Source organism: Rhodococcus sp. ZPP (genome assembly GCF_017656075.1).
In the GTDB taxonomy this organism is placed as follows: Bacteria; Actinomycetota; Actinomycetes; order Mycobacteriales; family Mycobacteriaceae; genus Rhodococcus_F; species Rhodococcus_F oxybenzonivorans.
Genome location: NZ_CP058638.1, coordinates 1,538,524 through 1,553,551, shown reverse-complemented (window position 1 = coordinate 1,553,551; position 15,028 = coordinate 1,538,524). Strand labels below are relative to the sequence as shown.

The following is a 15,028-nucleotide window of genomic DNA, read 5'->3' as shown; positions in this document are numbered from 1 at the left end:
CGTCGGGATCAGAGGCGTTCGATGATGGTGGCGTTGGCCATGCCCGCGCCCTCGCACATCGTCTGCAGGCCGTAGCGTCCGCCGGTGGCCTCGAGCTGGTTGACCAGTGTGCCGAGCAGGCGGGTGCCCGAGGAGCCGAGCGCGTGACCGAGGGCGATCGCACCGCCGCGGGGGTTCAGCTTGGCCGGGTCGGCACCGAACTCGTGCGCCCACGCCAGCGGCACCGGGGCGAAGGCCTCGTTGACCTCGTAGGCGTCGATGTCGTCGATGCTCAGACCCGACTTCGCGAGGATCTTCTTCGTCGCCGGGATCGGGGCGGTGAGCATGAAGACCGGGTCATCGCCCGCAACGGAGAACGAGTGGAACCGCGCCCGCGGAGTCAGGCCCAGCTTGGCGGCCATCTCCTCACTCATGATCAGTGCACCGGACGCACCGTCGGTCAGCGGGGACGAGTTACCCGGGGTGATGTGCCACTGCGCCTCGGGGAACCGGGCCGCGTACTGGTTCCGGCATGTATGCCGCTCGAGGTCTGCGTCGCTCGAGCTAGCGGCGTCGGAGGATCAGTAGATGATGACGCCGCGGATGTTGAGGCCAGCGTGCATGTCGGCGTATCCCTGGTCGAGTTCGTCGAGGGAGTAGGTGCGAGTAATGATTTCGTCGAGTTTGAGTTGGCCGGCCTTATACATGTCAAGCATCTTGGTGACGTCCCACATCGGGGCTACTCCGCCGAACATCGATCCCTGAATTCGCTTCTGATAGAGCGTCAGCTCGAAAGGAGAAATCGGCAGTCCGATGTGCGCCGAGTCGCCAAGCGCAGTGAGTACGACGGTGCCGCGCTTCGCGACGGAGTCGAAGGCTTCGGTGATGTGTTCGGGCTCGAGGGTGCCGACGGTGACGATGGTTGCCGCCGCGCCTTGCCCGTTGGTCAAGTATCGGGCGATCTCGGTCGCCTCGGCCATGTCGGCGGCGGTGTGTGTTGCGCCGATCTCGAGTGCCTTCGATCGCTTGAATTCCACCGGGTCGACTGCAATGACGTTGGTAGCACCGCCGTGACGGGCTCCTTGCAAGGCGAAGGCGCCGATGCCACCGATGCCCATGACGATCACGGTGTCGCCGGGGACCGGCTGCGCCATGTTGAAACCGGATCCCCACCCGGTGTTGACGCCGCACCCGACCAAGCAGGCCTTGTCGAGGGGGATGGCTTTGTCGATCTTGACTGCGGACACCACGCCTACTGTGGTGTATTCGGAGAACGTCGAAACACCACACCACTGACCGACCGGTTTACCGTCGAGGGACATCCGCCAGCTCTGGGGGTCGTCGAATCGGGAGCCGAGCATCAAGTGCTGTGCGAGGTCGCAGAGGTTGCCGTGGCCTGTTGCGCACATCTTGCAGCGTCCGCACTGCGGTAAACAGGAAAGTACGACATGGTCGCCGACCTCCCAGCCGGGAGTATGCGGGCCGACCATCTCCACAACGCCGGCTCCCTCGTGTCCGACACACATCGGAAAGTGGCCGATGCCCATGTGCCCGGCGGCGATGCTGGCCTCGGTGTGGCAGAGACCGGATGCTGCCATCTTGACAAGTATTTCGCCCTGCCGAGGCTCGTCGAGATCCAGTTCGACGATCTCGAACTTACCTGGCTGTTCGCGCAGTATCGCTCCGCGGGTTTTGATCGTTGCCATGCTGATGCCTGCTCCTATATGTCTCGACGTGTGTTCACGGAATTCGAGTGCGGTGTCAGAGGCGACGCCTGGGAGCCGTCCTAGCGCGAGATGCGAATGCCGTTGATCGAGGGGAATCGGTTACCGCAACGAGCCGAATTCCTGACTCCCGCATCCTGGCGAACTGGCTATACCGCCACGCTCCGATTTGCCGTTGCGTTCGTGGCTCGAAATCGAGTGAGTGGTCTGGAGACCAGCTTCCGGGGGCCTGATCCGGTGCGCGGAGCAGGCCCCCGGTTTCTGGTTCGACTTTGTTATCCGGCGGAGACGGCGGGCTGCGGAAGCGAAATCCTCGGCGCTACTTCGCTCTGGATCATCGCGAGAGAATTGAACCAGGGGGCGGGATCGTCGGAGTAGTCGTGCGATTCGATCTGCAGCGTGCCCCATCCGCCGCTGGCCTCGAACAGCGTGTTGATCTTGTCTACCACGGTGTCCGGTGAGCCCACACAGAACACGTTATCGACAACCCATTCGAGATCGACGTCGGCCCTGTCCGCTCCGGCGTCCTTGATGAATCCGTCCATCATGCCGAAGCGCCACCAGATCGGAATGAGGTAGCGCTCGAAGCAGTATCCGATAGGCCCTTCCATCACAAGCCGCTTCGCTTCTTTGTCCGTGTCGGCGACGAACACCGTCTGGGACACGTGATAGCGCGAACGATCAGCGACGTGCCCATTGGCCTCCGCGGCGGTGGAGTAGATGTCCCAGTGCATCTTCAAGGCGTCCAGCCCGGAGAAGATCGACATCGGTCGGAATCCGCGCTCGCCGGCGAACTTCATCGACGGTGACTTGGCGCTGAATCCGGTCACGGCGATTTCCGGTGCACCACCCCACGGACTGAGGTCGGCCAGCTTGTGCTGGTCGTCGCCCTCGTCGCCGTGCTTCTCTTCCGGGTAGCCGGCGTTCCAGAAACGTCCTTCATAGAAGAAGGGTTCGCGCTTCCAGATCTTCTCCATGATGTCGAGTGACTCGCGGACCATCTCGTTGGTGAACTGAGTGTCTTCACCGTTCTTGATGCCATGAATGTACGAGGCGTCCGGATAGGCGCCGGCACCCACGCCGAGGAAGTACCGGCCCTCGAGGATCTGCGACAGCCAGCCCACCATGATCGCGAGCTTCGCCGGATTGTGGTGGGGAAGGATGTGAGCCATCGGCGCAAACTTGATCCGCTCGGTCTGGCGTGCGGCTGCTGCGATGATCAACTCTGGGTTGGGAATATTCTCCCAACGCTGTGAGGCATGCTCGGAGAACATGATCGAGTCGAAACCGATCTTGTCGGTCTCGATGGCCTGCTGTACGCACCAGTCGAACGTCTGGCGCGCGGTTCGTTCCGGGCGCATGTACGGGTGAACGATGAGTCCTGTTTCCATTGCCATTGTTCTGTCCTTTCATCGGGTGAGGGTGTTCCTGGGCGAGGACTTTGTGGCCACGCGCCTCGCCGGGCGGGTCGGTTCAGGAATAGAAGATGTCGTAAGCGTGCTTGGTGTCCATGTACTCCTTGACCTGAATAATTTTTCCGTCAGCGACTTCGAATAAGAAGTGATATTGGTTTTTGTAGACGCGGCCATTGTTGAGTTCTGCATAGGACTCCGCCTCGACGGCAACCCGGTCACCCTGAGCGACGGCACCTGTAGGTGTAATCTGCAGCGCACCTTCTCTATAGATGCTCGTCACACCGCGGAGGAGTTCACCAAGTCGCTTCTTGTCGTAGTTGCCCGACATTCCCTCGATCTGCCCTGACACCCAGTAAGTCGCATCGGGGTGGAGGCAATCCAGGATGGCATCCACGTCTCCTGTCGAGAACACCTTGGCGAAATTATTGGCAATTTCTATGTTTTGTTCAGGGGTTGTCACGTACTTCTCCAGACATGATTCGGAATGGTCGTACTGTGGATGAATAACTTCGGATCAGCGTTAAAGCGCGCCGACGCCGGTTTCTATTTCCGCGAGGCGCTCTGCGAGTGCGCGCTTGTTGATCTTGGTCGCGGACATCGGCCAGTCATCGGGTTGGACGAGGTGCACCGCGCGGGGGACCTTGTACCGCGCGATCCTGCCTTGGCAGAACTGGATCAGTTCCTCGGGCTCGACGCTGTGGCCTGCGCGAATCTCGATGAACGCGACGGGAACCTCGTCGAGACGCTCATCGGGTCGGCCGATCACGGCCGCGGCCTTGACGGCCGGATGCTCACACAGGAAGGCTTCGACCTCGATGGCCGCAACGTTCTCGCCGCCGACCTTGAGCATGTCCTTGAGCCTGCCGTGGAACACGAGGCAGTCCGTCTCGGTCCGACTGTACAAATCGCCGGTGTGGAACCACCCATCCGTGTCGATCGCAGCCGCTGTCTTGATCGGATCCTTGTAATAGCCCTCCGTGACGCAGTATCCGCGCACAAGCATTTCGCCCGGGGTGCCCTGAGGTTGTTCGGCGCCGGTGTCGGGATCGACGATGCGCAGCTCAATTCCAGGGGCAGCCTTGCCCTGGGTTCCCGAGCGGTCTGTGATGGTGTCGGATCGCTCGCTGAGCGCGTAAATACCAGCGGTTTCGGTCATCCCGCATGCGGCCACGAGTTCTGCGATGGGGAAGGTTTGCTGCACCTGCTCGATCAGGACTCGCGGTCCGATCAAGAACAAGTAGCGAAGCGAGTCGAGCGCTGCTGCGTCGAACGAGGGGTGGTCCAACAATGATTGCATCATCGCGGGGAACCACGGCCAGGCAGTGGTCGGACGCTCCTGCTTCATCAGCGTCAGGGCACGACCGGGTTCGAAATAGATATCAGTGACGTAGGTTCCTCCCGCTCCCATCGCTCCGATCAGCGGCGAGAGTGCGGCGATGTGGAAGAGCGGACCGCCGGCCCAGCTGATATGGCGGTCGTCCGTCACGAGCCGTTTGCCGGCGCGCTCGACTGGCCCGCGGGTCAAAGCCTCATGGGTAAGGACGCAGCCTTTGGGGTTCGCGGTGGTGCCTGAGGTGTACAGGATTGCTGCGGCGTCGCGAATTCTGACTCGCCGCCGAATCTGATCCATATCCGAGGGGGGAACCTTCTCCGCCAACCGATCAAGCGTCGAGCGGCCGACGAACCCTCGGTTGTTGCTCTCACCGCGGAGGAGTACTGCCTGCCGCAGCAGGGGTGCCTCCGGGAGGTGCAGGTCCCGGTCCGTGACGGCCTCGGCCAATGATGGAAGAGCGTCGTGCATGACGTCGACGAAGTCGACATAAGCGTCATCTCCGGACACCGTCAACACTGCGGCCAAGTCCGCGTTTCGGACGATGTACCCGAGCTCACTGGCCTTGTGTCGGGCATTGAGCGGAACGATCACACCGCCAATCAGCGCCGCGCCGAAGAAGCCCTCAATGAACTCGATTCCGTTCGGGGCGAGCAGACCGACGTGGTCGCCCCGACGTACCCCGAGGGCGATGAGTCCGCGCGCAACGTGTGTTGCCCGTTCGAGCACGTCTGCGTAGGTGTATCGGCTGTCCGGGAAAACAATCAAGTTCCGGTCGGGATGGCTCCGGGCCCCGCGGACCAGGAGATCTGCAACCGGTAGCACCTCGCACCAGTCACCAGTGTCAACCATGTCGTTCCTCGCTCGATCGTTACACCAGGGGAGTTCCATCGGATGCCGGCGGAGTGTCCTCCGTCCGCCGGGCGCTGAGCCGCCGACTAACGGAACAGCTCCTCATCGGAACTCCGCGTCGGTGTGGTGCCCATCACTTTGCCGACTCCGCGGTGTGGATGGAACCCGTTCCTCTACGCGATCCACTACGCATCTAGTCGGGCTCGTACGAGAGATATCTTCGTGCAGGTCAGAGCGGGGTTCACGGCTGGTCTGCGCGTCATGGCCGGTGTCGTGTCACATGCTGTCAGATCTTGACCCCGTAGTTGGACAGTGTCACGATGGCGCAGTGGACGGGGTTCCCTGACACCACGCCGCGCGGGGTACCCAGGAAGGCATCGTGAACGCCGACGAATGGCGCGAAATACGCGAACTGCACGCGAAGGGCGCAACGATCAAGGGCATTGCCGAGGGTCTCGGTATGTCGCGGAATACTGTTCGTCGCGCACTTGCTTATGACGAGCCGCCCACAGACCACCGTCCCCGGAAGGGGTCGGTCGCCGACGCCTTCGAACCGGCGATTCGGACCCTGCTGGCCGAAGACCCGGACATCAGCATCGCCGACATTCACCGTGCTATTGGTTGGGACAGATCACGGAACACCCTTGCCAAGTTGGTGCGCCACATTCGGTCGGAATCGTCGAACCAGCCACCAGAAGTCGCTCCGTATCCCCAGTACGGCAGCAGTATTCCGACCTTCTCGACGGGGTTCGTCGGTCGAGACGGGGAATTATTCGCCCTCCGGCGGCTCCTGGGTACCACACGCCTGATTACGATTACCGGTCCTGGCGGCATCGGAAAGACCCGCCTCGCTGTTCAGACAGCCACCGACTTCCGGAGGGCATTCGCCGACGGCGTGCGCTTCATTGAACTGGCGTCTTTGAAGACATCGGGGCTTCTTGCTCAGGAGGTCCTGGACGGACTGGGGATCGCTCAACCCGACCTGGTTGGGCGTCCGCTCGAGGAGGTCTTGGTTCACTACCTCAGGCACAAGCAGATGTTGATCATTCTCGACAACTGTGAGCACATCGTCGATTCCTGTGCGGACCTTGTCGCCTACCTACTTCGCCACACGACGCAGGTTAGTATCATCGCCACCAGTCGTGAACGTCTCGCTGTCCCAGCCGAGCACGTTTTCACGTTGGCACCACTCTCGACGACACGCTCCGACGATTCCGGATCCGTCGGCGCCGCCCTCCAGCTATTCGAAAGCCGAGCGGCAGCAGTGCTTGCGGGCTTTTCCATCACCGATCGCAATCGCGACACTGTCCGTCGAATATGTAGCCAGCTGGACGGTATTCCGCTCTCGATCGAACTCGCCTGCGCACGATTGAGCGTGCTTTCGGTCCAAGACCTCGAGCAGCGGCTCGATCGACGGCTGGAGCTGCTGACGACCGGAAATCGGTCCGGACCCGAACGGCATCGCACCTTGCAGGCCACGGTCGATTGGAGTTACGAGCTCTGTACATCGGCCCAGCAAAAGCTATGGGCGCGCTTGTCCGTCTTCGTCGACGAGTTCGACCTACCGATGGCCGAACAGGTGTGTAGCGACGACGACCTACCCGCACAATTGATCCTCGACGGCATCTCCGCACTCGTGGGAAAATCGCTGCTGCAACGCGAGCAGAGGGGTGATTCGGCCCGATTCCGCATGCTTGAAACGATCCGCGAATACGGAGCCGGGAAGCTCAGTCCGACCGAAGCCGACGCGCTACAACTGAGGCACCTCGAGTCGTGCTCAACGCTTGTCAGGTCCTCCGTCGAGTCCTGGGCGAGCTCTGGACAACAGCGGGCAGGCGAATTGCTGCGGAGCAACCGGGCTAATCTGCGCAAGGCCTTGCACACCGCGCTATCGGCGGGAAGCGACAAGATGGTTTCTACCGCAACCGAACTCGTCTCAACGGCCTGGTTCCTCTGGTCCTCTGGATTTTCGGTGCGTGAGCATCGGATGTGGTTGATGCGTATCGCCGAGAGAGATACCGCTCCCACAGCTCGCCGAGGCCGGCTGCTGGCAACCCTGGGACTGGTCCAGACAATGCAAGGCGATCGGTCGGCGGCGTCCGACGTTCTCGACGAATCGATCCGACTCGCCTCGGCGTGCGGTGACGACGCGACCATAGCCTTCGCAACGCAGACCAAAGGACTGAAGGATTACCTGGACGGTGACTTCGAGTCGGCCGAACCGCTATTCAAAGACGCTCTGAACAGGTATGAGGAACTGCCCGAGAACATCGATCTGCTGTGGGCACTCCATATTGAAATGGGGATGTTCTACTGCTCCACGCTGAACACTGTGCGCGCTCTCGAGCATTTCGAGTTTGTGCGTGTGCACTCTGAACTCGCGGGTGAGCGATGGATGCTGTCCTATGCCGTTTATGGCCTCGGTCTCGCTGCCTTGGCGGATGAACGATACGATGAGGCACTGCGCCGTGCGATGGAAAGCCTCGCCCTGAAAAGGGAGTTCGACGACGTGGTCGGCACGTCTCTGGTAACTGACCTGCTCAGCTGGGCGGAGGCGGCCGCAGGGTCGAAAGAACGTTCGGCGGTCCTTCTCGGCGCGGCGTCGCGAATGTGGGAGTCGTTCGGCATGCAACTTTATGGATCCCGGCATTGGGTGGAGCGGCGCGCCGAGTTCGAGTCGACCGCCCGCACCGGCCTCGGGGATGAGCGGTTCGCACAATGTCGCCGCCGTGGGGCGGAGATGTCGATACCGGAGATGGTCCGGTTTGCTCTGAAAGAGGAAGTGCCTATCGAGCAGAGATCTTCGGGGTCGTCAGCTGCCGCACTGCTGTCACCGCGCGAACTCGAAGTCGCCCGGCATATTGCGGATGGACTGTCGAACAAGGAGATCGCGGCGCGGATGGTCCTGTCTCCCCGCACGGTCGAGGGCCATGTCGTGAGGATCCTCCGCAAGCTTGGAATGACTGGCCGCCACCAGGTAGCGACGGCCTTCGCGATGCACATGTAGTCGGCTAACCGCGTTCTAGGCATCTATGGCCGGGTGTTCACATATACGTTGACGTTGACAGCACGGGTAGTCGTCTGCGACGCTCGTCACATTCGCGGTGCCTGAGCTGACTTTGCAGATCTCGTGTAGTTATCAGCCAGCTCGATTGCAGCCACGAATCGAAGTCCTGAAGTCGCACACTCTCACAGAAGGAATCAACCTATGAACAGACTGGATGGCAAAGTCGCACTCGTCACCGGGGCAGCTCGCGGAATGGGGGCGTCCCACGCCCGGAAATTCGTCGAGGAGGGCGCCAAGGTCATCTTGACGGACTTGTCTGATGCCGCTGGCAAAGAGTTGGCCGAAGATCTTGGGGGCAATGCCCTCTTCCTTCATCACGATGTCACTGATCCGCAGTCGTGGGCCGAGGTGGTCGAACACGGCGTCCGTGCCTTTGGCGACATCACGGTCCTCGTCAACAACGCGGGTATTCTCGGACCCGTTACACAGACCGCAGAACTGAGTGAGGCCGACTATCGGACGGTGTGCGCGATCAACCAAGACGGGGTCTTCTACGGGATGAAGTCGGTCCTACCGTCCATGGAACACGCAGGAATCGGCGCCATCGTCAACATCTCGTCCATCGCCGGAATCGCGGCCAACTACGGATTTCCCAGCCTCGCCTACGTTGCGAGCAAATTCGCGGTACGCGGCATGACGAAGGCAACCGCGATAGAGTATGGGCCGAAGAATATCAGGGTCAATTCCGTCCATCCGGGATTTATCCAGACACCGATGATGGTGGAAGCTACCGATGAATCGGGCGGTGACGCGCTCGGACTGATCCCTTTGGGAAGAATCGCCGATCCGAACGAGGTGTCCAATCTCGTGCTCTTCCTTGCTTCGGACGAATCCTCTTACATCACCGGTGCCGAACACCTTATCGACGCCGGCATGCTCGCCCAATAGGTTCGGCTCGTCCGCCGGGGGCAAATTGCGTACGGCCTGCCAGCGCCTCGAGAGCTGATCGGAAACCCGACGCGCACTCCAGAGCACTGCAGACTCATTCGTGGGTGGGTTCGGCCGGGTGATTGTGGGCGGGGTGCCCCCGAGCTGAGCATCGCGAGTGCGATGCCGGCCTCGGGGGTGTGGAACCTGAATCCGCGGCGGGTGAGGAGGCGAATCTTGGTGTTGACCGATTCGATCCGACCGTTCGAGAGCCCGTACTCGACAACTGTGAGCATCTCGTCGACGCAGTCGCGGTACTGACTGAGACGCTCATACGCACGTGCGGAGAGCTGAAGATCGTGGCGACGAGTCGCGAGCCGCAGGGTATCGGCGGTGAGGCAGTTCTGCGCGTTCCGCCGCTGACGGTCCCTGATGCAGAGAGTGATTCAACCACGTCGTCGCCGAGTGAATACGATCGTGTGATGCTGTTCATGGAGTGGGCCACGGCGGCAGTTCCGCATTTCGAGTTAACCGATGAGAATCGGCCGACCATCACTCGAATCTGTCAACAACTCGAAGGTCTGCCACTGCCGATCGAGTCGGCTGCGGCCCGACTGCGGGCGCTGTCTTCGGATCAAGTCCTCCAACGTCTCACGGACAGATACAGACTGCTGACCGTGGGCAGTCGTGGTGCACCGACACGGGCTCGGGTTTCGGTATTCGCCGGAGTGTTCGAACTGAATGACGCGAATGGGATCTGCGGCCTGGGGATGTCACCGGAAGACCTACTCGATGCGTTGGCATCGTTAGTCGACAAGTCGATCCTGATTCGCGAGGAATCGGGCACCGCAGTGTGTTTCAGGATGCTCGAGACGCTCCGCGAATATGGCCGCGAGAAGGCGGTAGAGGCAGCCGAATTCGCGGACCTGCGTCGGCGTCACCACGACTGGTATCAGCGGTTGGTAGTCGAAGCCGAGGCAGAGTGGATCAGTGCATACCAACTGGAGTGGATCACTCGTCTCGAACATGAAACCTCGAATTTGCGAGAGGCGTTGGAATTCAGCGTGGCCGGGGATGACGATGCTGCGATCGAATCCAGCCTGACCATGACGGCGACGCTGTTGCTGTTCTGGCTCACCCGTGGCCGGTTCAACGAAGGACACAACTGGCTCGGTCATGCACTCGCGCGCAAGACCGGGGATTCGACGGCCGAACGCGCCAAGGCCTTGTATGCAGCGAGCGTTCTCGCCGAAGTACAGGGCGATCTCTCTGTCGCAGCTGACTTCGTCGCGGAGGGAGAAGCACTGGTCGCGCAGATGCCTGGCGACAAGGTGACTCATGCGCGGATTGCCCATGCCGATGCTCTACGCGATCTACAGTGGCGATCTTCCTCGCGCATGCTCGCGTTTGGATGAAGGCCTCAGCGTGTTTGAGAAGGAACAGGATTCCGCCTTGCACGTCTGGACTCTCATGATGCTCGGAGCGGCGTACCAGTTGAACGGTGATGCTCCTCGGGCTATCACTTGCCATGAGCAAGTACTCCCGATCACGAAGTCCCGCGGTGAGTAGGTATATCGATCTTTCTCATTGTGGGCGAGGGGAGTCGCGGCAGTTCAGCAGGATGACTTCGACGGTGCAGAGCGCACCTCGAGCAGTGTTTGTGGCTGACTCGACGGGTGGACGAGCCGCTCACTGCTGCTTACTGTTCGGAGGCTTCGTCATGGATCGCATGCCGACGTCAGACGTACGAGCGGGTGGCCGTACTCACGGGCGCGGCCGAGGCGATGGATCGCTCCGTGGGTAGTTCCCGCAGTTTGTTCCACGACCTAACCGTCTACCACGACGAGTGTCAGGCGTTGACCCGCGAAGCACTCGGTCCGAATAGGTACCACGAAGCGCAGAAGTACGGCGCTTTTGCTGGGGTTCGATCCCGCAGTCGCCTACGGCCTCGGGGAGCCGTCCGTTGGCCGCAGCGCGGATGCCGGTCACACAGAAGACCCGAACTGAGCGGTCAACTGAGGGTGACCATTTCCAGGCGGGCTTCGTTGGAATGTCCGGTGGTCGACATCGAGTCCCCCTCAATGCCGGCGCCGGTGCGATTGTTTCCAGCACCGGCACCGGCTTCGGGGGTGAGTCGCGCGCGGCGGACTTCAGTCCCTCACTGATGTTCGATCATCATCTGACTGTGTAGTTCTCCAGATCGGGCCGTCGCGTCATCTCCCAGTACTCGACGTTGAGGAACGGCATGACGAAGACGACTCGTCCGCGCGAGTTGCGGTAGTAGGTTGACATCCCACGGTGGGTCCAGACGGTGCGGGCGTGGGTGGTGTCGACGAGCTCGTTGTACTGCTCGGTTGCATCGGTTCGTGCGTCGATGGCGGCGATGTCCTGTTCGAACATTTTGGTCAGTAGGCCCCGGATGTACCGCATTTGAACTTCCATGAAGAACATGAAGCTGCCGCTACCAGGGAAGGAGTTCGGGCCGCCCAGCATGAAGAAGTTGGGGAACTGGGGAACCGAGACGCCCAGGTACGCCCGTGGGTCGTCATCATTCCATGCTTCTCGCAGGGACAGTCCATCGACTCCGCGCACATCGAGCGAGGAGACGAAGCGGGCGGCCTCGAACCCCGTAGCCCAGACGATGATGTCGGCGTCGATCTCGGCTCCGGATGCGCTGACGAGTCCCGTCTCGGTCACGGCGGCAACCGATTCGTTGACGAGGTCGACGTTGTCCCGACGCAGGGCTTCGTACCAACCGTTGTCGAGCAGGATGCGCTTGCCGAACGGGGGGTAGTCGGGCATCACCTTGTCGAGGAGATCGGTACGGTCGCCGACCTGCGCAGTGATGTACCGCGTGAAGTACTCACGGTGCGCATCATTCCGAGCGTTGACAGACCGCTCGGGGTGTTCCCACTCAGGATCGACGCGCAGGGACTCGATGACCTTGTCGCCGAACTGCCAGAACAGTCGAATCCAGTACCAGCTGTGATAAAGGGGGCACGACTGCAACAGTCGCCGAAGTTCCGTGGGGATGGGCATCCGGAACTTCTCGAAGGGTGCCACCCATTGTGGTGAGCGCTGAAAGACCGTCAGGTGTTCGACCCGATCCGCGATGGCGGGAGTGATCTGCATCGAGCTGGCGCCGGTACCGACGATGGCGACCCGCTTGCCTTCGACCTCGAGTCCTTCGGGCCAGTTGGCTGAGTGGAAACTCGTTCCACGGAAGCTCTCCATGCCGGGGAGATTCGGTGTTACCGGTCGATTGAGAACACCGACAGCACTGATGACGACATTGGAGCGCAAGGTCTCGATCGATCCGTCAGCGTTTCGTACCTCAACGTGCCACCCTCGTGACGTCTCGTCGTAGGTCGCGGCGAGAACTTCGGTGTTGTACCGGACTCGTTCGTTGCCGCCGACCTCCTTGAGGACGCGCCCAAAGTACTCCTGAAGTTCGTTGCGTAGTTCGAAGTGGGTGTTCCAGTCGTTCTTGGCGAACGAAAAGGAATACAGGTGGCTGGGGGTGTCGACGCCGGCGCCGGGGTAAGTGTTCTGCCACCAGTTGCCGCCGGCTTCCGGTTGCTTTTCGAGAATTATGTAATCGATGCCCATGTCTTCGAGCTGATGAGCTGCTGCGATGCCGGCGACACCAGTGCCGATCACGATGACGTTGAATCCGACGGGTGGTTCGACGGGGGGGAGTGCGAGCTCGGGGGCGTTCGGCGCTGCGCGGCGCGCCAGCTCGAGCGACAACATCGGGCCGTACTGGTCTGCGACCGGCTCGCCCATGCAGACGCTGATCATCCGGACTGTCTGTTCAGCTGTCGGTGCCTCGATCGCGGGCTTGACTCCGGCCTGGAAGTCCAGGATTGCCTGCACTGCCGCCTGGCGGATTTCCTCCTGGATCTCCTCGGTGAGTCCTCCGGAGTCGTGGTCGCCGAGACCCTTACCGCGTGTGGGGCGGTAGGGCTGCTCGAGCCACTTCTCCTCTCCGGTCATTTGGTAGACCACCATCAGCAGAGCGGGGACATTCGCGATGGACACCGCAGTCCGTACCTCGGACTCACTGAGGCCGTCCGGGTTGAACTGACTCGACTCGGTCGCGGTTGCGGATGTGACCGGACTGGCTGTCTGCATATCTGACTACCTCTCGCGGGGGCCGAACGTTGTAGCGGCAGAGAATCAAGCGATGACGACTCGTTCAACGTTCGCGTTGATTATTCGTTGATGCCATGGTCGCAGCCGGTCGCGCCGTCTGTCAACGTGTGAGTTGAAAATCGAGTGAATGCAGTGCGGGGCACGATCGGCAATCTATCTACATCGCCGTTGACAGGGAATGGTGGATGTGCCAGCCTCATTCCTGGCTGTGCCGTGTATCACACACCAGTGTCAGCCGATCCCACTAGGTGGTTCGCTGGCTCTCACCAGAACGGAATCGCAATGACTCACGCCATTACCTCGGACTCCTCTACCGAGAGGGTGCTCGATCTGCGCGCCTCCCGGAAGGCGCTGATCGCCGGGTCTCTCGGCAACCTCGTCGAATGGTACGATTCGCTATCTACGCATATATGGCACCGATTTTCGCGCCGCTGTCCTTCCCTTCCGGCAATCCGACGACGGCGATCCTGTCGACGTTTCTCATCTTCGCGCTCGCGTTCTTCTTGCGTCCTGTCGGTGCTGTCGTCTTTGGTCGTTTGACCGATCGAATCGGACGCCGGCCCGTACTGGCGATGATCATCGGGCTGATGGCCGCGTCCACCACGGTTATAGGACTCCTGCCCACGCACGCCCACATCGGGATGCTGGCGCGGATCTTGCTCACTCTCTGCCGTGTCGGTCAAGGCTTGTCGGCCGGTGGTGAGATGGGCGGCGCCGTTTCACTGATGGTGGAGTCCGCACCGTCGAACAAACGCGGGGTGTACGGGTCCTGGTCTTTCGTGGGAACCACACTGGGATTCGTTCTCGGTGGTGGAGTGGCAACAGTGCTGGCGATTGCCCTTTCCGACGCTCAGTTGGCGTCGTGGGGATGGCGAGTCGGCTTCCTGCTCGCCGCCCCAATGGGTGTCGTCATCCTCTATCTGCGGATGCGCGTCGACGAGACACCGCACTTCAAGCACATGGCTATCGAACGCGCAGCGCATGACCCGTCGTCGGAGGTTTCGTCGGCACCGCAAGGACGCTCGTTGATCTACTTTCTCGTCACGATGGGTGCCGTCGTCGTCTACAACGCGGTCGGAAACACCTTCATGGTCGGGATGCCGGCGTTCTTGTCGAAAAGCTTCGAGATGTCCTTCGAACGCTCCTACCTGCTCGCGTTGATCACCGGGATCATCGCGGCAATCTCCATGCCGATCTTCGGTGCCATGTCCGATCGAGTGGGGCGTCGTCCTGTCCTACTGGGGGGTTCAGTGGCCGTTGTGGTGCTTTCCTATCCCCTTTATGCCATGCTCAACTTCGGTTTCGCGGGTGGTCTGACCGCGCTTGCGCTCGCTGGGGTGCTTATCGGTGCAGTGGGGGGACCGATGCCGGCCTTTCTTTCCGAACGCTTCCGCACACGAAACCGAGCCACCGGAATTTCCGTCACCTACGCGCTCTCGGTGGCGTTGTTCGGAGGCACGGCGCCGTACATCATCACGTGGATGGCCTCGGCGACCGGTGATCCGTTGTCCGCGGCCTACTACACACTCGGCTGCGCCGTGATCAGCGCGATCGCTCTGCTCACAATCCGCGGTGTCGATCGGGACCAGCATCGCGCGGCGCTCGAAGACTGACGGTGAGCGGGCGCCCGCCTCCCTCG

General features: G+C 61.2%; 9 protein-coding genes and 2 pseudogenes. 4 read left to right on the top strand and 7 right to left on the bottom strand.

All coding sequences use genetic code 11. The features are described from left to right. Positions 1-8: 8 nt before the first annotated feature. From HYG77_RS07295 to HYG77_RS07275, 5 genes and pseudogenes are all read right to left on the bottom strand, one after another. A pseudogene (locus HYG77_RS07295) lies at positions 9-503 on the bottom strand (steroid 3-ketoacyl-CoA thiolase); the annotation flags it as partial. A gap of 57 nt (positions 504-560) precedes the next feature. After that, positions 561-1,676 (bottom strand): NDMA-dependent alcohol dehydrogenase, encoded by a 1,116-nt coding sequence (locus HYG77_RS07290; protein ID WP_208963309.1) that lies wholly within the window; start codon positions 1,674-1,676, stop codon positions 561-563. Positions 1,677-1,978: 302 nt separating this feature from the next. After that, positions 1,979-3,100 carry an LLM class flavin-dependent oxidoreductase gene (locus HYG77_RS07285; protein WP_244373528.1) on the bottom strand — a complete coding sequence of 374 codons (1,122 nt, stop codon included), beginning with the start codon at positions 3,098-3,100 and terminating at the stop codon, positions 1,979-1,981. 76 nt (positions 3,101-3,176) lie between these two features. Then, entirely contained in the window at positions 3,177-3,578 is a 402-nt protein-coding gene (locus tag HYG77_RS07280) for a nuclear transport factor 2 family protein (protein WP_208962297.1), read from the bottom strand. Between the two features lie 60 nt (positions 3,579-3,638). Beyond that, positions 3,639-5,300, bottom strand: coding sequence for a class I adenylate-forming enzyme family protein (locus HYG77_RS07275; RefSeq protein ID WP_208962296.1), 1,662 nt, complete (start codon positions 5,298-5,300; stop codon positions 3,639-3,641). 379 nt (positions 5,301-5,679) lie between these two features. Here HYG77_RS07275 and HYG77_RS07270 point away from each other — a divergent pair, with 379 nt between their 5' ends. Both HYG77_RS07270 and HYG77_RS07265 read left to right on the top strand, forming a co-directional pair. Next, positions 5,680-8,307, top strand: coding sequence for a LuxR C-terminal-related transcriptional regulator (locus tag HYG77_RS07270; protein ID WP_208962295.1), 2,628 nt, complete (start codon positions 5,680-5,682; stop codon positions 8,305-8,307). A 201-nt stretch (positions 8,308-8,508) separates the two neighbouring features. Then, positions 8,509-9,255 (top strand): glucose 1-dehydrogenase, encoded by a 747-nt coding sequence (locus HYG77_RS07265; protein WP_208962294.1) that lies wholly within the window; start codon positions 8,509-8,511, stop codon positions 9,253-9,255. A gap of 110 nt (positions 9,256-9,365) precedes the next feature. On the opposite strand, the pseudogene HYG77_RS39480 reads toward HYG77_RS07265, so the two are convergent. Next, positions 9,366-9,617: pseudogene (locus HYG77_RS39480) on the bottom strand (transposase); the annotation flags it as partial. Positions 9,618-9,962: 345 nt separating this feature from the next. On the opposite strand from HYG77_RS39480, the gene HYG77_RS07255 reads away from it, so the two are divergent. Continuing rightward, on the top strand, positions 9,963-10,649 hold the full coding sequence (locus tag HYG77_RS07255; protein WP_208962293.1) for a hypothetical protein: 687 nt from the start codon (positions 9,963-9,965) through the stop codon (positions 10,647-10,649). Positions 10,650-11,409: 760 nt separating this feature from the next. Here the strand turns inward: HYG77_RS07255 and HYG77_RS07250 are convergent. After that, positions 11,410-13,368, bottom strand: coding sequence for an NAD(P)/FAD-dependent oxidoreductase (locus tag HYG77_RS07250; RefSeq protein WP_208962292.1), 1,959 nt, complete (start codon positions 13,366-13,368; stop codon positions 11,410-11,412). A gap of 431 nt (positions 13,369-13,799) precedes the next feature. On the opposite strand from HYG77_RS07250, the gene HYG77_RS07245 reads away from it, so the two are divergent. Beyond that, positions 13,800-15,002 carry an MFS transporter gene (locus HYG77_RS07245; RefSeq protein ID WP_244373526.1) on the top strand — a complete coding sequence of 401 codons (1,203 nt, stop codon included), beginning with the start codon at positions 13,800-13,802 and terminating at the stop codon, positions 15,000-15,002. Positions 15,003-15,028: the final 26 nt, after the last annotated feature.